General features: G+C 70.6%; 15 protein-coding genes. 5 read left to right on the forward strand and 10 right to left on the reverse strand.

Translation table 11 applies throughout. The annotated features are described in order from the left end of the window. Positions 1 to 165 precede the first annotated feature (165 nt). Complete coding sequence (locus RM704_RS40730) at positions 166 to 1,446, forward strand: LCP family protein (RefSeq protein WP_033524834.1); 1,281 nt, start codon at positions 166 to 168, stop codon at positions 1,444 to 1,446. An 87-nt stretch (positions 1,447 to 1,533) separates the two neighbouring features. Here the strand turns inward: RM704_RS40730 and RM704_RS40735 are convergent, their stop codons facing one another. Next, positions 1,534 to 1,899 (reverse strand): four-helix bundle copper-binding protein, encoded by a 366-nt coding sequence (locus tag RM704_RS40735; RefSeq protein ID WP_033524835.1) that lies wholly within the window; start codon positions 1,897 to 1,899, stop codon positions 1,534 to 1,536. A 177-nt stretch (positions 1,900 to 2,076) separates the two neighbouring features. Beyond that, positions 2,077 to 3,234, reverse strand: coding sequence for an acyl-CoA dehydrogenase (locus tag RM704_RS40740; RefSeq protein ID WP_033524836.1), 1,158 nt, complete (start codon positions 3,232 to 3,234; stop codon positions 2,077 to 2,079). 218 nt (positions 3,235 to 3,452) lie between these two features. Here RM704_RS40740 and RM704_RS40745 point away from each other — a divergent pair, with 218 nt between their 5' ends. Beyond that, positions 3,453 to 4,796, forward strand: coding sequence for a UDP-glucose dehydrogenase family protein (locus tag RM704_RS40745; RefSeq protein ID WP_033524837.1), 1,344 nt, complete (start codon positions 3,453 to 3,455; stop codon positions 4,794 to 4,796). A gap of 130 nt (positions 4,797 to 4,926) precedes the next feature. Here the strand turns inward: RM704_RS40745 and RM704_RS40750 are convergent, their stop codons facing one another. Beyond that, entirely contained in the window at positions 4,927 to 5,433 is a 507-nt protein-coding gene (locus RM704_RS40750; protein ID WP_033524838.1) for a CGNR zinc finger domain-containing protein, read from the reverse strand. A 108-nt stretch (positions 5,434 to 5,541) separates the two neighbouring features. On the opposite strand from RM704_RS40750, the gene RM704_RS40755 reads away from it, so the two are divergent. Next, positions 5,542 to 5,904, forward strand: a complete 363-nt coding sequence (locus RM704_RS40755) for a VOC family protein (protein ID WP_033524839.1) — start codon at positions 5,542 to 5,544, stop codon at positions 5,902 to 5,904. 133 nt (positions 5,905 to 6,037) lie between these two features. On the opposite strand, the gene RM704_RS40760 is transcribed toward RM704_RS40755, so the two are convergent. The 4 genes from RM704_RS40760 to RM704_RS40775 form a co-directional block, all read right to left on the reverse strand. Continuing rightward, the gene (locus tag RM704_RS40760; protein WP_033524840.1) at positions 6,038 to 7,357 is read right to left on the reverse strand and encodes a dipeptidase; all 1,320 of its coding nucleotides are present in this window, start codon (positions 7,355 to 7,357) and stop codon (positions 6,038 to 6,040) included. A 149-nt stretch (positions 7,358 to 7,506) separates the two neighbouring features. After that, entirely contained in the window at positions 7,507 to 8,694 is a 1,188-nt protein-coding gene (locus RM704_RS40765) for a dipeptidase (RefSeq protein WP_107072192.1), read from the reverse strand. Positions 8,695 to 8,732: 38 nt separating this feature from the next. Further along, on the reverse strand, positions 8,733 to 9,257 hold the full coding sequence (gene purE / locus RM704_RS40770; protein WP_078936905.1) for a 5-(carboxyamino)imidazole ribonucleotide mutase: 525 nt from the start codon (positions 9,255 to 9,257) through the stop codon (positions 8,733 to 8,735). After that, complete coding sequence (locus tag RM704_RS40775) at positions 9,254 to 10,393, reverse strand: 5-(carboxyamino)imidazole ribonucleotide synthase (protein WP_033524842.1); 1,140 nt, start codon at positions 10,391 to 10,393, stop codon at positions 9,254 to 9,256. The genes purE and RM704_RS40775 overlap by 4 nt, the downstream gene beginning before the upstream one ends. A gap of 279 nt (positions 10,394 to 10,672) precedes the next feature. On the opposite strand from RM704_RS40775, the gene RM704_RS40780 reads away from it, so the two are divergent. After that, complete coding sequence (locus RM704_RS40780; protein ID WP_033524843.1) at positions 10,673 to 11,215, forward strand: GtrA family protein; 543 nt, start codon at positions 10,673 to 10,675, stop codon at positions 11,213 to 11,215. Between the two features lie 162 nt (positions 11,216 to 11,377). On the opposite strand, the gene RM704_RS40785 is transcribed toward RM704_RS40780, so the two are convergent. Together RM704_RS40785 and RM704_RS40790 are read right to left on the reverse strand one after the other, a co-directional pair. Continuing rightward, positions 11,378 to 12,646 carry a sensor histidine kinase gene (locus RM704_RS40785; RefSeq protein ID WP_033524844.1) on the reverse strand — a complete coding sequence of 423 codons (1,269 nt, stop codon included), beginning with the start codon at positions 12,644 to 12,646 and terminating at the stop codon, positions 11,378 to 11,380. A 238-nt stretch (positions 12,647 to 12,884) separates the two neighbouring features. Further along, positions 12,885 to 13,562 carry a response regulator transcription factor gene (locus tag RM704_RS40790; RefSeq protein WP_184893268.1) on the reverse strand — a complete coding sequence of 226 codons (678 nt, stop codon included), beginning with the start codon at positions 13,560 to 13,562 and terminating at the stop codon, positions 12,885 to 12,887. 479 nt (positions 13,563 to 14,041) lie between these two features. On the opposite strand from RM704_RS40790, the gene RM704_RS40795 reads away from it, so the two are divergent. Next, positions 14,042 to 15,586 carry a peptide MFS transporter gene (locus RM704_RS40795; protein ID WP_033524846.1) on the forward strand — a complete coding sequence of 515 codons (1,545 nt, stop codon included), beginning with the start codon at positions 14,042 to 14,044 and terminating at the stop codon, positions 15,584 to 15,586. Positions 15,587 to 15,684: 98 nt separating this feature from the next. On the opposite strand, the gene RM704_RS40800 is transcribed toward RM704_RS40795, so the two are convergent. Then, positions 15,685 to 16,791: a hypothetical protein gene (locus RM704_RS40800; protein WP_438828986.1), complete on the reverse strand. Its 1,107-nt coding sequence runs from the start codon at positions 16,789 to 16,791 to the stop codon at positions 15,685 to 15,687. Between the last annotated feature and the right edge of the window lie 12 nt (positions 16,792 to 16,803).

Genomic DNA, 16,803 nt, shown 5'->3' on the forward strand with positions numbered 1-16,803 from the left:
GCAACCCCATGCTCCCCGCACTCGCGCTCACACCGCTTCCCGCTGATCAACAGGTGCCCGGCCCCCTACAAAACCGTGCAATTTGTGTCGGCTTCGCAACAGCCCTGCCTTTGTTTTTCATCGACCCTTGTAAAGGGCACAGCCCGACCCGGCACACTGGGGCGCATGAACGATTGGCCCGAGGGATGGTCCGGCAACAACCGCGGCGGCGACTACGCCCAGCCCGACGGTGCGCGCGTGATGCGCCAGGTCCGTCGCGGCCCGTCGGCACCCCCTCAGGGTGGTGTGCCCCAGCAGCCGTCCTACGGCGACGCGTACGGTGACGGTGACGGCTACGGCAACAGCGGTCCCGACCAGTACGGCGGCGGCTACCAGAGCGACTACAACACCGGCCAGGTCTACGGCGCCGGGGTTCCCGGCGGTCCGGGCGGTCCCGGCGGCGGCCGGGGCGGGCGGGGCGCGCCGAACTGGGGGCGCCGTATCAAGCTGACGGCGATCACGGTCACCGTGGTGCTGCTCGCGACGACGATCGGCACGTATTTCTGGGCCGACTCCAAGCTCAACCGCGAGGTCGACCTGTCGAAGGTCATCGACCGGCCGGAGGCGGGCGAGGGCACCAACTACCTGATCGTCGGCTCCGACAGCCGTGCGGGCCTGTCCGACGAGCAGAAGAAGGAACTCCACACCGGGTCCGCCGACGGCAAGCGCACGGACTCGATGATGATCCTGCACACCGGTTCGAACGGCCCGACGCTGGTCTCGCTGCCCCGTGACTCGAACGTCGAGATACCGTCGTTCGTCGGCTCCGAGTCCGGCAAGACCTACCAGGGCACCGGCCGCCAGGTGAAGCTGAACGCGGCGTACGCGGAGGACGGGCCCGAGCTGCTCGTCCGTACCGTCGAGGCCAACACGGGGCTGCACATCGACCACTACGTGGAGATCGGTTTCGCGGGCTTCGCGAACATCGTCGACGCGGTCGGCGGGGTCGAGATCGAGATCCCGAAGGGCGGCATGAAGGACACCAAGTCCGGTGCCGACTTCGAGGCGGGCAAGCAGACCCTCAACGGCGAGCAGGCCCTCGCCTTCGTCCGGACCCGCTACGCCCTCGCCGGCAGCGACCTGGACCGCACGAAGAACCAGCAGAAGTTCCTCGCGGCCCTCGCCAGTCAGACGGCGACGCCGAGCACGGTGCTGAACCCGTTCAAGCTCTACCCGACGATGAGCGCGGGCCTGGACACCCTGATCGTCGACAAGGACATGAGCCTGTTCGACCTGGCCGACATGTTCTGGGCGATGAAGGGCGTGACGGGCGGCGACGGCAAGTCGATGAACATGCCGATCTCCGGCAACTCCGCCAACGGCAACCTCCAGTGGGACACCGCGAAGGTGAAGCAGTTGGTGGAGCAGTTGAAGAACGACGAGACGGTGACGGTGTCGGCCAACTGACCGGCGGCGCCGTGACCGAGGGGCATCCCGTGGCGGGATGCCCCTCGGTCGTTCGGTGTTCGGGCGTTCGGGTGTTCGTGTGACGGGTCAGGCGGTCGCGCCCGCCATCGTCCGGCACATCTCGGAGCAGCGGCGACACGCCTCGGCGCAGCGCATCATCTGCTGATCGTCCGGCATGGACATACACGCCTCGGCGCACATGTCACAGGCGCGGGCGCACATCGCGCACATCTCGGCGGACAGCGGCGAGCGGCGCATCATCATGTCCGCGCACATACGGGTCATCTCGGCGCAGTCCATCAGGGCGCGCATGATCTGCATCTGGGCCTGGCCGCCGGCCTGCATGCAGGAGCTCATGGTCTCCTCGCACACGCCGTGGCACGTCATGCAGGCGTTGACGCAGTCCTGCATCTCCTTGCTCATCGCGGTCATGTTCCCGGCCTGCTGCGTCATGGCTCCTCCTGGGGGTGGGTGGGAGAGCGGGGTCCGGGGCCGGACCCGCACCTTCCGTCCTACGCCTCCCCGCCCGGGCCCGCCATCGGGCGGACGGAAACAATCCGCCCCGTCCGTCCCGCACGACAACAGCCCCCGGCGGGGTGCCGGGGGCTGTGCGCGGACTACGCCGGAGGGTCAGGGAAGGTTGCGCGCCATGACGATGCGCTGGACCTGGTTGGTGCCCTCGTAGATCTGGGTGATCTTGGCGTCGCGCATCATGCGCTCCACCGGGTAGTCGCGGGTGTAGCCGTAGCCGCCGAGGAGCTGGACGGCGTCCGTGGTGACCTCCATGGCGACGTCGGAGGCGAAGCACTTGGCGGCGGCGCCCTGGAAGGTGAGGTCCTTGTCGCCGCGCTCGGACTTGGCAGCGGCCTGGTAGGTCAGGGCGCGGGCGGCCTCGATCTTCATGGCCATGTCGGCGAGCATGAACTGGATGCCCTGGAAGTCGGCGATCGGCTTGCCGAACTGCTTGCGCTCCTGGACGTAGCCCTTGGCGTAGTCGAGGGCGCCCTGGGCGACGCCGAGGGCCTGGGCGGCGATGGTGATGCGGGTGTGGTCCAGGGTCTTCATCGCCGTGGCGAAGCCGGTGCCCTCCTCGCCGATGATGCGGTCGGCGGGGATGCGGACGTTGTCGAGGTAGACCTCGCGGGTCGGGGAGCCCTTGATGCCGAGCTTCTTCTCCGGGGCGCCGAAGGAGACGCCCTCGTCGGACTTCTCGACGACGAACGCGGAGATGCCCTTGGAGCGCTTCTCCGGGTCCGTGACGGCCATGACCGTGTAGTAGTCGGAGGCGCCCGCGTTGGTGATCCAGCGCTTGACGCCGTTGAGGATCCAGTGGTCGCCGTCGCGGACCGCGCGGGTCTTCATGCCGGCCGCGTCGGAGCCCGCGTCCGGCTCCGAGAGGCAGTACGAGAACATCGCGTCGCCCTTGGCGAGCGGGCCCAGGTACTTCTTCTTCAGCTCCTCGGAGCCGGAGAGGATCACCGGCAGCGAGCCGAGCTTGTTGACGGCCGGGATGAGGGAGGACGACACACAGGCGCGGGCCACCTCCTCGATCACGATGACCGTGGCGAGCGCGTCGGCGCCGGCGCCGCCGTACTCCTCGGGCACGTGCACGGCGTGCAGGTCGTTCGCGACGAGCGCGTCCAGCGCCTCCTGCGGGAAGCGGGCCTCCTCGTCCACGGCGGCGGCGTAGGGCGCGATCTTCGCCTCGGCGAGGGAACGGATCGCGTCACGGAGCATGTCGTGCTCCTCGGACGGGCGGTACAGGTCGAAATCAGCCGATCCGGCCAAGGTCTCTCACGCTCCTGACGCTAACTACCGTTAAGTAACTCAAATTTTAAAGGTCTGCTCACCTGACTGGTACGTGAGTTTGACGACAGACCGCGCGAACCCCCGGGGAATCTGCCCGGTCATGGGCTCGAACACGCCCCGACTATGCTCACGTGCACGCATGCACGCGGCTGTGCACGCGTGCACAGCCCCACGGCCGGACACCCCCAGGAGCACCCATGGCCCTCAAGATCACCGTGATCGGCACCGGCTATCTCGGCGCGACCCACGCCGCGGCCATGGCCGAGCTGGGGTTCGAGGTGCTCGGACTCGATGTCGTCGAAGAGAAGATCGACATGCTCCGGCGGGGCGAGGTCCCGATGTACGAGCCGGGTCTTGGCGAGCTGCTGCGCAAGCATGTCGCCGGGATCGAGGGGTCGAGCGGGCGGCTGCGCTTCACGACCGACTACGCCGAGGTCGCGGCCTTCGGCGACATCCACTTCGTCTGCGTGAACACCCCGCAGCGGCACGGCGAGTACGCCTGCGACATGTCGTACGTCGACGCGGCCTTCGCCTCGCTCGCCCCGCATCTGACGGGCCCGGCCCTGGTCGTCGGCAAGTCGACGGTGCCGGTGGGGTCCGCCGACCGGCTGGCCGCGTACCTCGCCGAGCACGCGCCCGCCGGGGAGGACGCCGAGCTGGCCTGGAACCCGGAGTTCCTGCGCGAGGGCTTCGCCGTGAACGACACGCTGCACCCGGACCGGATCGTGGTGGGCGTGCGCAGCGAGAAGGCCGAGAAGCTGCTGCGCGAGGTGTACGCGACGCCGGTCGAGGAGGGCTCCCCGTTCGTCCTCACCGACTTCCCGACCGCCGAGCTGGTGAAGACCTCCGCGAACTCCTTCCTCGCCACCAAGATCTCCTTCATCAACGCCATGGCGGAGGTGTGCGAGGCCGCCGGGGGCGATGTCGCCAAGCTGGCGGAGGCCATCGGGTACGACGACCGGATCGGGAAGAAGTTCCTGCGGGCCGGCATCGGCTTCGGCGGCGGGTGTCTGCCGAAGGACATCCGGGCGTTCATGGCGCGCGCCGGTGAGCTGGGCGCCGACCAGGCCCTGACGTTCCTGCGGGAGATCGACTCCATCAACATGCGTCAGCGCGGGCAGATGGTGGAGCTGGCCCGGCAGGCGCTGGGCGGCGGGTCGTTCCTGGGCAAGCGGGTCGCCGTGCTCGGCGCCACCTTCAAGCCCGACTCCGACGACGTGCGCGACTCCCCCGCCCTCAACGTGGCCGGGCAGATCCACCTCCAGGGCGGCCAGGTCACCGTCTACGACCCCAAGGGCATGGACAACGCCCGGCGGATCTTCCCGACCCTCGGGTACGCCGACACCGCGCTGGACGCCGTGCGGGGCGCCGACATCGTGCTGCACCTGACCGAGTGGCGCGAGTTCCGCGAGCTGGACCCGGCGGCGCTGGGCGAGGTCGCGTCGACCCGGCTGGTGCTGGACGGCCGCAACGCGCTGGACCCGGAGCTGTGGCGCCGGGCGGGGTGGACGTACCGGGCGATGGGGCGGCCGACCGCGTAGGACGTCTCGCGGCGTGCCCCGAGCGGCTCACGGCAGTGACAGGTGACGCCGTTCCGGCCGAGGCTCAGTCGGCCGGAACGGCGTCTTTCCCCATTGTCCACCGTTCCGGCGCCCGGCGGGGGCGAAGCGCTTACTTCGCCCGGTAGCGGCGCATCTTCGCACGGGCGCCGCACACCTGCATCGAGCACCAGCGGCCGCGTCCGGCCGGGCTGCGGTCGTAGTACGCCCAGTGGCAGTCGGCGCCCTCGCAGGCCTTGAGGCGTTGCCAGGTGCCCGCTGTGAGGGCCTCGGCGACGGCCGCGGCCACGCGGGAGAGCAGGGGCGCCGGGTCGGCGGCGGGGCGCAGGGTCGCGGATCCGTCCTCGGCGGAGACCGCAACGACGAGCGGTGCGGCGGCCAGGAGCGTGCCGAGCGGGGTCACCGGGCCGTGCGGGGGATGACCGGCGTGGGCGAGCAGGGTCGCGCGGAGGGATTCCCGCAGGGCGCGCACGGCCGTGAGGTCCTCGTCGGCCGTCAGGTGCAGACGGGCGCGGCTGTCGGGGGTCTCCAGGGTGTCGGCGCCCGTCTCCAGGTCCAACGTGTTCACCAGATGCTCGACGAGGGCCAGGCCGTCGGGGGCGGACGCTCTCTCGCTCATGCCGGCGAGGTTACCTCTTATGGGGGTGCATGAGGTAACCGTTACTGGTTACTCTCCTCTACAGGTAACCGCAGTGCAGGTGAGCAGAGAACGAGCAAGGAGAAGGCCATGGCCATCGCCAAGCTGGATGTCGTCGTTCTGGACTGTCCCGACCCGGCCGCGCTCGCCGGGTTCTACGCCGAGGTGATCGGCGGGAAGGTCACCGGGGAGGGGGACTGGGTGGATCTGGAGGTGCCGGGAGTGGGTGCGCGGCTGGCGTTCCAGAAGGCACCGGGGTTCGTGGCGCCCGAGTGGCCCTCGGCGGAGCGGTCGCAGCAGTTCCATCTCGACCTGGACGTGGAGGACATGGACGCGGCGGAGAAGCAGGTGCTCGCGCTGGGGGCGACGGTGCTGGACGCGGCGGATCGTGAGCGGGGGTTCCGGGTGTACGCGGATCCCGCGGGGCATCCGTTCTGCCTTTGCCGCGGCTGAGTGCCCGGTAGTTCGCGGTAGGGGGAGGGGCGCGGGGTGTGTTCGGCGGCTGCGGGTCGTACGTGGCTGGTCGCGCAGTTCCCCGCGCCCCTAAAAGAGGGCCGCGCCCCTTTTCAGGGGCGCGAGCCTCTCGTCAACCGTCCAGTTCCGCGATCCTCGCCGTCGAGGCCTCGCGGCGGTCGCGTGCCGCCCTGGCCGTGAAGTCGGCGGTGCGCAGGACGCGTTGCACGTTGCCCCAGGTGAGGAGGGCGAGGTCGGTTTCGGACCAGCCCCGGTGCATGAGTTCGGCGACGAGGCGGGGGTAGCAGGAGGCGTCGGTGAGGTCCCGGGGATGGGCCGCGCCGGAGTCGTAGGTGCCGGAGAGACCGACGCACTCGGGACCGGCGATCGCGCGGACGTGGTCGAGGTGGTCGGCCACGTCGCGGACCGAGGGGCCTGTCTGCTCCGCCGTGAGCGGCACCATGCACAGGCCCCGCGCCTCGCCCAGGGCGGCGAGGAGGTCGTCGGGGAGGTTGGCGGGGTGGGACCGCAGCGCGGCGGCCGCCGAGCGGGTGCACAGCACGGGGGCGCGGGAGACCGCGAGCGTCCGGCGGACGGTCTCCCCGGAGGCTCCGGAGAGGTCGGCGAGGACGCCGATGCGGTTCATCTCGCGGACCACCTCCTCACCGAACCTGCTCAGCCCGGACTCGCCCGCCCAGGACGCGCCGGCGAGGGTGAGGGCCTTGAGGCCGAGCGCGTGCAGGGCGCGCAGGATGCCGAGGGAGTCGCCGATCGCCGGGGCTCCGGCGGGGCCCAGCAGGACGGCGACGCGACCGCAGTTGCGGGCGTCGGTGGTCTCTCCGGCGCTGTACGTGAGCCGCAGGCCCTCGGGATGGGCGTCGACGACCGTCCGGACCAGGTCCAGCTGCTCCAGCGTGGCTCCCACGGCCCGCTCGCCCGTGAGGCCGTCCGGGAGGTGCAGCGACCAGAACAGCGCGCCGATGTGTCCCTTGCGCATGCGCGGCACGTCGGTGTCCACACTGCCTTCGCCCAGCTCCAGGTCGTACCGGGGCAGCTGACGCAGGACCCACGGCAGCCCGCTGTATCCGTCGGCGACGGGGTGCGCGACGAGGAAGGCGTCCGCCTCGGCCAGTTCGGAGGAAGGGGAGGAAACCGAGGAGGGCTCGGCGGATCCGGCCACCACGACGGCTTCGCCACCGGCGGCCTCGGGGACATCCGCTCCACCGCGACGGACGCCGGCCGCTCCACCGCGACGGACGCCGGCCGCTCCACCGTGGCGGACGTCGTCCGCCTCGCCGTCGTCGGGGTGGCCGCCGTCGCCGGGGGCTATCGGCTCCGCCGCCGGTGGGCGCCCGGCGCGTTTCCGCTCGGGCCCGGTGCGGGTCGTGGAGGGAGGCGTGTCGAGCTCGCCGGCCTCCCCTGCGGCTTGCAGTTCGTCCTGCAGATCTGCCATGGCGGACCTCCGTAGCCGTTGGGTGATCGCAGTACTCGTCACCGTGGCACGGAGGCCGCTCGCCTTCCTGGTGGGTGGGGCGTTCGGGTTGAACGGCCGACGCGGGGCCGTCACTACGCCACCCGGGTGAGGTCCGGACGGCGCCGGTGTCACCCGTCCAGCTGTTCCAGCGTCGCGTTGGACGGGCTCGTACGGGCCTGGAGGTCCCGGGCCACGTCCTCCGCCGCGCCCAGCACCCGGACCGCGTTCCGCCAGGTCAGCTTGGCCAGGTCGGGCCGGGACCAGCCCCGGTCGAGGAGCTCGGCGATCAGGTTCGGGTAGCAGGAGACGTCGCCCAGACCGTCGGGGGTGAAGGCCGTGCCGTCGTAGTCGCCGCCGATGCCGAGGTGGTCGATGCCGGCCACCTCGCGCATGTGGTCGAGATGGTCCGCGACCGTGGACACCGTGGCGACCGGGCGGGGGTTGCGCTCCTCGAAGGCGCGGTGGACCGCCATCCCCTCGGGGGTGGTGTCGAGGTGGTGCAGACCGTGGGCCCGCATGTTCTCGTCGGCGGCGGCCGTCCAGTCGACGGCGGCCTGGAGCACGAACTTCGGCACGAACGTCACCATCGCCACTCCCCCGTTGGCCGGGAGCCGTTCCAGGACGTCGTCCGGGATGTTGCGGGGGTGGTCGCAGACGGCTCGCGACGAGGAGTGGGAGAAGATCACCGGAGCCGCGGACGTGTCCAGCGCGTCCCGCATCGTCGTCGCGGCCACGTGCGAGAGGTCGACGAGCATCCCCTCGCGGTTCATCTCCCGCACCACCGCCCGGCCGAAGGCCGACAGGCCGCCGACGGCCGCCTCGTCCGTCGCGGAGTCCGCCCAGGCGATGTTGTCGTTGTGTGTGAGCGTCATGTAGCGGACGCCGAGCGCGTACAGCGTCCGCAGCGTGGCGAGGCTGTTGTCGATGGAGTGGCCGCCCTCGGCGCCCATCAGCGAGGCGATTCGGCCCTCGGCGCGGGCCGCCTCCATCTCGGCGGCGGTCAGCGCGGCCCGCAGCTCCGCAGGGTGACGGTCGATCAACTGCCGTACGCAGTCGATCTGTTCCAGGGTCGCGGTGACGGCCCCCGGCAGGACCGCCGCGTCCGAGGGGACGTACACCGACCAGAACTGCGCCCCCACACCGCCCGCGCGCAGCCGCGCGAGGTCGGTGTGGAGGAAGGCGCTCTGGTCCCCGGCGATGTCCCGCGCGTCCAGGTCGTAGCGGACCTGCTCACGCAGCGCCCAGGGCAGGTCGTTGTGCCCGTCCGCGACCGGGAACTCCCGCAGCAGCTCCCGGGCCGCCTCCAGCGATGCCATGGCCATCTCCCCCGTGATCCCCGTCATGTCGGTTACGTCTACTTCCCGAACCCGAAGCCGCTGCCCGCTCCCTCGACCTTGGTGCGCAGGCGCTTGCCCTTCTCGGTCGCCTGGTCGTTCAGCTCCTGCTGGAACTCCCGCATACGGCCGAGGAGTTCCTGGTCGTGCGTGGCGAGGATGCGCGCGGCCAGCAGACCGGCGTTGCGGGCGCCGGCGACGGAGACCGTCGCGACGGGCACACCGGCCGGCATCTGCACGATCGACAGCAGCGAGTCCATGCCGTCGAGGTACTTCAGCGGCACCGGCACGCCGATGACCGGCAGCGGCGTCACGGACGCGAGCATGCCGGGCAGATGGGCGGCGCCGCCCGCACCCGCGATGATCACCTTGATGCCCCGGTCCGCGGCCTCCTCGCCGTACGCGACCATCTCGCGCGGCATCCGGTGCGCCGAGACGACGTCGACCTCGTACTCGATCTCGAACTCGTCGAGGGCCTGCGCGGCGGCCTCCATGACGGGCCAGTCGGAGTCCGACCCCATGACAATGCCTACGACCGGGCTCATTCGGTGATCGTGCCTCTCAGGTAACCGGCAGCGTGACGGGCGCGCTCCAGCACGTCGTCCAGGTCGTCGCCGTAGGTGTTGACGTGACCGACCTTACGGCCGGGCTTCACGTCCTTGCCGTACATGTGGATCTTGAGCTGCGGATCGCGGGCCATGCAGTGCAGGTACGCGGAGTACATGTCGGGGTAGTCGCCGCCGAGGACGTTGACCATGACGGTCCACTTCGCACGCGGGCGCGGGTCCCCCAGCGGGAGGTCGAGGACGGCCCGTACGTGGTTGGCGAACTGCGAGGTGATCGCGCCGTCCTGGCTCCAGTGGCCGGAGTTGTGGGGGCGCATGGCCAGCTCGTTGACCAGGATGCGGCCGTCGCGGGTCTGGAACAGCTCGACCGCCAGGTGGCCGACGACGTCCAGCTCCTTGGCGATGCGCAGGGCCATCTCCTCGGCGCGCAGGGCGAGCGCCTCGTCCAGGTCGGGCGCCGGGGCGATCACGGTGTCGCAGACACCGTCGACCTGCCGCGACTCCACCACCGGGTAGGCGACGGCCTGGCCGTGCGGCGAGCGTACGACGTTGGCGGCCAGCTCCCGCAGGAAGTCGACCTTCTCCTCCGCGAGGACCGGGACGCCGGCGCGGAAGGGCTCGGCGGCGTCCTCGACCGACCGGGCGACCCATACGCCCTTGCCGTCGTAGCCGCCGCGGACCGTCTTGAGGATGACCGGAAACCCCTCGCCCTCGGCGGCGAAAGCGGCCACGTCGTCGGGGTCCGCGACGATGCGGTGCCGTGGACAGGGCACACCGATCGCGTCGAGCCGCGCGCGCATCACGCCCTTGTCCTGGGCGTGCTGGAGCGCGTCCGGGCCGGGGCGCACGGGGATGCCGTCCGCCTCCAGGGCCCGTAGATGCTCGGTGGGTACGTGTTCGTGATCGAAGGTGATCACGTCGCAGCCCTGCGCGAACGCACGCAGCGTGTCGAGGTCGCGGTAGTCGCCGATGACGACATCGCCGACGACCTGCGCCGCGGAATCCTGAGGGGTGTCACTGAGGAGCTTGAACCTGATGCCGAGCGGGATGCCCGCCTCGTGTGTCATACGAGCGAGCTGGCCACCGCCGACCATGCCGACTACCGGGAACGTCACGCCCCCAGGGTATCGGCCACGGAATCGGCCACTCCCGGGTGCCCGATTTCCCCGCCCATTTCCCCACCGGACCGCCCCGGGACCTTCCCTGTCTCCCGGCTGTGAGGTTCTGCACAGGCATTGCCCAGGGGTGCTGGTTAGCATGGCTGAACCAGTGGATTTCGACCGAAGATCAACTCATTTCGGATCGTTCAGATCTTTTCGGACGGGACAGCGACCGGCTGACCACCGGCAGACCACCGGCAGACACCGACCGAACCTAGCGACGGGGGCCACACGATGGGAAGTACCAGCTCGGGGCCTGATACGAGGCCCCGTGGCGCCCTGCGCCGCCGGCTCGACCTGCTCGTGCGCGAGGTCGCCAAGTTCGGCGCGGTGGGCGGTGCGGGGCTGCTGGTGAACCTCGGGGTGTTCAACCTCGTGCGGCACACCACCGAGCTCCAGGTGGTCCGGGCCAGCGTCATCGCCACGGTCGTCGCCATCGCGTTCAACTACGTCGGCTTCCGCTACTTCACGTACCGGGACCGCGACAAGAGCGGCCGTACGAAGGAGCTGTCGCTGTTCCTGCTGTTCAGCGCGGTCGGACTGGTGATCGAGAATGGGGTGCTCTACACCGCGACGTACGGCTTCGGCTGGGACAGCCCTCTCCAGTCCAACATCTTCAAGTTCCTCGGCATCGGCGTGGCGACCCTCTTCCGGTTCTGGTCGTACCGCACCTGGGTGTTCCGGGCCCTCCCGGCGCGCGAGACGGTGTCCCGCGCTGAATCGTTCCTCGGAGCCGAGCCCGCCCAACCGCCGACGGTCACGGGCAAGCGCCGCTGAGGCTCGCCACCCCTGAAGGGGCGCGGGGAACGGCGCGAGAAGCTCCACCGGCCCCACGGCCGCCGTCCTTGCGCCCCGGAAGGGCCCCGGCGCATCCACGAGCTCCTCGCACCGACCACCGCGAGCCGAGCACCAAGAGCCGCGAGCCGAGCGACCGCCGGCCTACCTGACCGGCCGGTCCTCACCGACGGGCGTCCGCACCGGCGTACGCGACAGGAACAGCCCGAAGACCGGCGGCTGGGCCTGCAGCATCTCCAGGCGGCCCCCGTCGGCCTCGGCGAGGTCCCGCGCCACGGCCAGCCCGATGCCCGTCGAGTTGCGCCCGCTGATCGCCCGCTCGAAGATCCGCGCCCCGAGCTCGGCGGGGACGCCGGGCCCCTCGTCGGTGACCTCGATCACCGCCTGGTTCCCGGTGACGCGGGTGCGCAGCGCCACGGTGCCGCCGCCGTGCATCAGCGAGTTCTCGATCAGCGCGGCCAGCACCTGCGCGACCGCGCCCGGCGTGCCGACGGCCTGGAGGTGCCGCTTGCCGGAGCTGACGACGGCCCGCCCGGCGCTGCGGTAGGCCGGCCGCCACTCCTCCAGCTGCTGCTTGATGACCTCGTCGAGCTCGAAGGAGACGGCGGAGCCGTTGCGGGGGTCGCGCGAGTTGGTGAGGAGCCGCTCCACGACGTCCGTCAGGCGCTCGACCTGGGTGAGCGCGATGTGCGCCTCCTCCTTCACCGTGTCGATGTCGTCGGTGAGGGTGATCTCCTCCAGCCGCATCGACAGCGCGGTCAGCGGCGTGCGCAGCTGGTGGGACGCGTCGGCGGCGAGCCGCCGCTCGGCGGTCAGCATGCGGCCGATGCGCTCGGCGGAGGAGTCCAGCACGTCCGCGACCCGGTCCAGCTCGGGGACGCCGTACCGCTTGTGGCGGGGGCGCGGGTCGCCGGAGCCGAGCCGTTCGGCGGTCTCGGCGAGGTCGGTGAGCGGGGAGGCGAGGCGGTTGGCCTGGCGTACGGCGAGGAGGACGGCCGCGATGACGGCGAGCAGGGCGACGGCCGCGATGATCAGCAGCGTACGGCCGACCTCACGGCTGACCGCCGAGCGGGACTCCTCGACCGTGACGATCTCGTCCTTCTCGCCCTTGGCCTGGTAACTGATGACGTCGCCGACGGGCTTCTCGCCGATCTCGATCGTGGACTGGCCGGGGATCTCGATACGGGCGTAGCGCTCGTCGCCGACCTGGTCCTGGAGGACCTCGGCGGTGATCCTCTCGTCGCCGATGATCCGGCTGTCCACGATGCTCGTCAGCTGAACCGCCTCGGACTCCACACGCTCCTGCGCGCTGCTGCTGATCGTGCGGGTCTCGACGATGACCAGGGAGACGCCGAAGACGGCGATGACCACGAGGACCACGGCGAGGGTGGACTGGATGAGACGGCGACGCACGGTTGCCCTCCGGGCGGGGCGGGTTGTTCTGGGACCTTCGATTGTGCGGCACCTGTGGCGGGGCCGAGCGTCCGTGGGGGGACGGGGAGCCGCCGAGCGCCCGTGAGGGGCGCGGGGAGCCGAGCGAAGGGGCGCGGCGCACGTCCCGCCGCCACGACCCCGGCCGGCCACACCACACCCGGCCACATCTCACGCGCGCCCCGAGCCGCTGGGCGCCCGGCTCAGCCCCCGGCAGGCCTCAGTTCTTCTCGAACCGGAAGCCGACCCCGCGCACGGTCGCGATGTACCGCGGGTTCGCCGCGTCGTCGCCCAGCTTCTTGCGCAGCCAGGAGATGTGCATGTCGAGGGTCTTGGTCGACGACCACCAGGTCGTGTCCCAGACCTCACGCATCAGCTGGTCACGGGTGACGACCCGGCCGGCGTCGCGCACGAGCACCCGCAGCAGGTCGAACTCCTTGGCGGTGAGCTGGAGCTCCTCGTCCCCCATCCACGCCCGGTGGGACTCGACGTCGATCCGCACGCCGTGGGTGGCGGGCGGCTGCGCCGGTTCCGCGGAGCCGCGTCGCAGCAGGGCCCGGACGCGGGCGAGCAACTCGGCGAGCCGGAAGGGCTTGGTGACGTAGTCGTCGGCGCCCGCGTCGAGGCCGACGACGGTGTCCACCTCGTCGGCGCGCGCGGTCAGGATGAGGATCGGCACGGTGTGGCCCTCGGCGCGCAGCCGACGGGCCACCTCCAGGCCGTCCATGCCGGGCAGACCCAGGTCGAGGACGACCAGGTCGACACCACCCTGCATTCCGGCGTCCAGCGCGGTGGGACCGTCCTCGCGGACCTCCACCTCGTACCCTTCCCGGCGCAGTGCGCGAGCCAACGGCTCCGAGATGGACGCGTCGTCCTCGGCGAGCAGTACACGGGTCATGCGCTGATGGTAGTCCGCCGAGAACCGCAGGTGGAGGGTGATCGGCAAGCACGATTCACACCTTTGTCCAAGGGTTCTCTTACTCTGCCGGGGCATGATCCACTGCGGTGGGCGTTTCGTCCGGCGCCGGTGAAGATCCGCGCCGCCACGTGGACATGAGGGCCGGGTTCGGTGGGGATCGCGCGTCGATCCCGTGAACGGGGCGCCGTCGCGCTGCGCCCTGCGCGGTCACCTTCTGCGTCTGCGTGAGATGAACTCCTGATTGACCTTCGAATATGCGATCACCAGGGGTTTCTTACCTGTGATCCGCCTCTCAAGCCCTTCCGTTTCCTGCGACCCTCTGACGTATGGTGACGGAACACCTGTAGCTACACGTGGGGACCTTTGGCGTCATATATGCGCTGAAGGTCTCTTTTGCGTGCGGAACAACCCTGTGGGCGCGCCCCCACGTGCGCCGTCCCGACCAGCAAGGAACGACCATGGCGTCCAGCCTGACGAAGGACTCGGCCGGCCGGGGAACCCCCGGCGCCGAAGGCACCTTCTTCGGCCACCCCCGCGGACTGGCCACTCTCTTCATGACCGAGATGTGGGAGCGATTCTCCTACTACGGCATGAAGGCTCTCCTCACCGTCTACCTGCTCTCCGGCGGCCCCGACGCCGGCAAGGGGAGCATGGGCGGCGGCCTGGCCATGGATCTGGCCACCACCACCACGATCGTCGCCGTCTACTCGGCGATGGTCTATCTGCTCGCCATGCCCGGCGGCTGGCTCGGCGACCGCGTCTGGGGTCCCCGCAAGACGGTGGCGATCGCGGCCGTCACGATCATGACCGGGCATCTGGTGCTCGCCCTGCCCGGCGGTCAGGCACCGTTCTTCGCGGGCCTCGCCCTGGTCGCGGCCGGCTCCGGTCTGCTGAAGGCCAACATCTCCACGATGGTGGGCCATCTGTACGACGGCCCCGAGGACCCGCGGCGCGACGGCGGCTTCACGATCTTCTACATGGGCATCAACGCGGGTGCCTTCTTCGCCCCGCTGGCCATCGGCACCGTCGGCCAGGAGGTCAACTGGCACCTCGGCTTCGGCCTGGCCGCGGTCGGCATGGCCATCGGTCTCGCCGCCTTCCTCGTCGGCAGCCGCACCCTGAGCCCGAGGAGCGACGTCGTCCCCAAGCCGCTGGCGGCCGAGGAGCGTGCCGCCTGGCTCCGCAAGGGCCTGCTCTGGCTGGCCGTCGCGGCCGTCTTCTACGGCGCCGTGGGCCTCAGCGGCCACTTCACCCTGAACTGGGCGATGATCCCGCTGACGGTCATCGGTCTGGTCGTCCCGGCCGGTGTGCTGCTGCGCATCAAGCGGGACAAGGAGCTGACCGCCGCCGAGCAGTCGAAGATGACCGGCTACATCTGGTTCTTCGTCGCCGCCGCCGTGTTCTGGATGATCTACGACCAGGGCGCGTCCACGGTCCAGGCCTTCGGCTCGAACGACGAGAAGGTGGCCGGCTCGCTGCTCGGCTTCGACTTCCCGACCTCCTGGTACCAGTCGCTGAACCCGCTGTTCATCATGGCGCTGGCCCCGGTGTTCGCCTGGCTCTGGCTGTGGCTCAACCGCCAGGGCCGGGAGCCCAGCACGGCCGTGAAGTTCGCGATGGCCCTGGTGCTCATCGGTGTCTCGTTCTTCTTCTTCCTGATCCCGCTGGGGATGGCCGCTGACGGCACCCTGGCCAGCCCGATGTGGCTGGTGGGCATCTACTTCATCCAGACCGTCGGTGAGCTGTGCCTCTCCCCCGTCGGCCTGTCGGTGACGACGAAGATGGCCCCGGCCAAGTACGCCAGCCAGATGATGGGCGTCTGGTTCCTCGCGGTCACCGCGGGCGACTCGATCACCGGCCTGCTCTCCAACCCGGCCGTCGGCGGCTTCGACCTCAGCGGCACCGGCATGGTCGCCGTCGAGGCCACCCTCGCCGTCCTCGCCGGCATCGCGATCTACATGTACCGCAAGAAGGTCAGGGCCCTCACGGGCGACGTCAACTGAGACCGACGCACGACGACAAACCGTGGGAAGGGCCGCCGCACCTGCTGGGGTGCGGCGGCCCTTCGGCGTCACGTCCTTCGGCGTCACGTCCGTCGACGTCACCTGCTTCGACGGGTGTCTGAGTCCATGTCCATGTCCATGTCCATGTCTGCGTCCGTGTCCGTGTCCGTGTCCGTGTCCGGTGTGAACCACGGAAGCATCGAGGATGCGCGAGGCGGGGGCGGGGTGCGGGGTTGGGCGTGGGCAGCGGACGACGGGGGTGGTCCGGGGACCCAGGCGGGGAGGGCGGGGACGCGTAGCCTCCGGCGTGGGGAATCGCGAGTCTCACGCCCCGGCCGTACGCGGTCCACCACCGCCATGCCGAGCCGGAACAGAGCGGCGGGTACGACGAGACAGAGCATCAGCCAGAAGAGGGTGACACCCCAGGGGCGGCCCACGGTCCACGGCTGCTCGGTGAGGACCTTGCCGCCGTACTTGAGGGAGACGGTGTAGTCGCCGTGGGCCCCGGCCGCGAGGTCGACGGGCAGGGTGACACGGGCCTTGCCACCCGGCGGGACCGTGCCGCGCCACCGCTGTTCCGCCCAGCGCGGCGCGAACACCCCGTGGGAGGTGCCGACCTGGAAGACCGGGTCCTTCACCGGGGAGGTACCGACGTTGCCGACGGTGAGGACCAGTTCGCGGGTGGGCGGCGCCCCGAACCAGGTCAACAGCCCGCTGGAGCCCGTCAGTCGACCGTCCGTCAGGAGTGACAGCCGTCCGCCGGTCACCTCCTGCGGCAGCGGCTCGACCGAGTGCCCGGCGACCTGGAACGCCGCGTCGGCGTCGGCCTTCGGCCCCGTGATGGTGGAGACGTGCACGACACACGGGCACGGCACCGGCGGCTCGGCGACCGGCAACTCCCGGCGGAATCCGCCCTTGTCGTCGGCGGTCACGGCCCGCCCGTCGGCGTTGGCACAGGAGTCGGTGCCCCCGGGCACACCCCTCGACGGCGTCGACCGACCGCAGATCAGCACCATCAGGATCGCCTTCGGCCGCCAGCCGCTCCCCGTCACGGTGACCGAACCCCCGGTCCCCGCCTCGGACTTGGACAGCTTCACGGTCGGCTCGGCCGCGGCCGCCCGCGCCTGCGCCGTCGCCTTCACAGTCCCGTCCGTGAGGGGCGACAGAAGCGCCAGGGCAAGGGCGAGTCCCACCACCGTGAGCACCCTCAGCGAGGG

The sequence above is a fragment of the Streptomyces gottesmaniae genome (genome assembly GCF_031845845.1).
Lineage (GTDB): Bacteria > Actinomycetota > Actinomycetes > Streptomycetales > Streptomycetaceae > Streptomyces > Streptomyces akebiae.

Bases quoted from the DNA above. Each gene is read 5' to 3' on its own strand.
- RM704_RS40745 (WP_033524837.1), top strand. From the start codon at position 3,453: ATGGCCCTCAAGATCACCGTGATCGGCACCGGCTATCTCGGCGCGACC.
- RM704_RS40750 (WP_033524838.1), bottom strand. From the start codon at position 5,433: ATGAGCGAGAGAGCGTCCGCCCCCGACGGCCTGGCCCTCGTCGAGCAT.
- RM704_RS40730 (WP_033524834.1), top strand. From the start codon at position 166: ATGAACGATTGGCCCGAGGGATGGTCCGGCAACAACCGCGGCGGCGAC.
- RM704_RS40795 (WP_033524846.1), top strand. From the start codon at position 14,042: ATGGCGTCCAGCCTGACGAAGGACTCGGCCGGCCGGGGAACCCCCGGC.
- RM704_RS40755 (WP_033524839.1), top strand. From the start codon at position 5,542: ATGGCCATCGCCAAGCTGGATGTCGTCGTTCTGGACTGTCCCGACCCG.
- RM704_RS40760 (WP_033524840.1), bottom strand. From the start codon at position 7,357: ATGGCAGATCTGCAGGACGAACTGCAAGCCGCAGGGGAGGCCGGCGAG.
- RM704_RS40765 (WP_107072192.1), bottom strand. From the start codon at position 8,694: ATGGCATCGCTGGAGGCGGCCCGGGAGCTGCTGCGGGAGTTCCCGGTC.
- purE (WP_078936905.1), bottom strand. From the start codon at position 9,257: ATGAGCCCGGTCGTAGGCATTGTCATGGGGTCGGACTCCGACTGGCCC.
- RM704_RS40790 (WP_184893268.1), bottom strand. From the start codon at position 13,562: ATGACCCGTGTACTGCTCGCCGAGGACGACGCGTCCATCTCGGAGCCG.
- RM704_RS40780 (WP_033524843.1), top strand. From the start codon at position 10,673: ATGGGAAGTACCAGCTCGGGGCCTGATACGAGGCCCCGTGGCGCCCTG.
- RM704_RS40735 (WP_033524835.1), bottom strand. From the start codon at position 1,899: ATGACGCAGCAGGCCGGGAACATGACCGCGATGAGCAAGGAGATGCAG.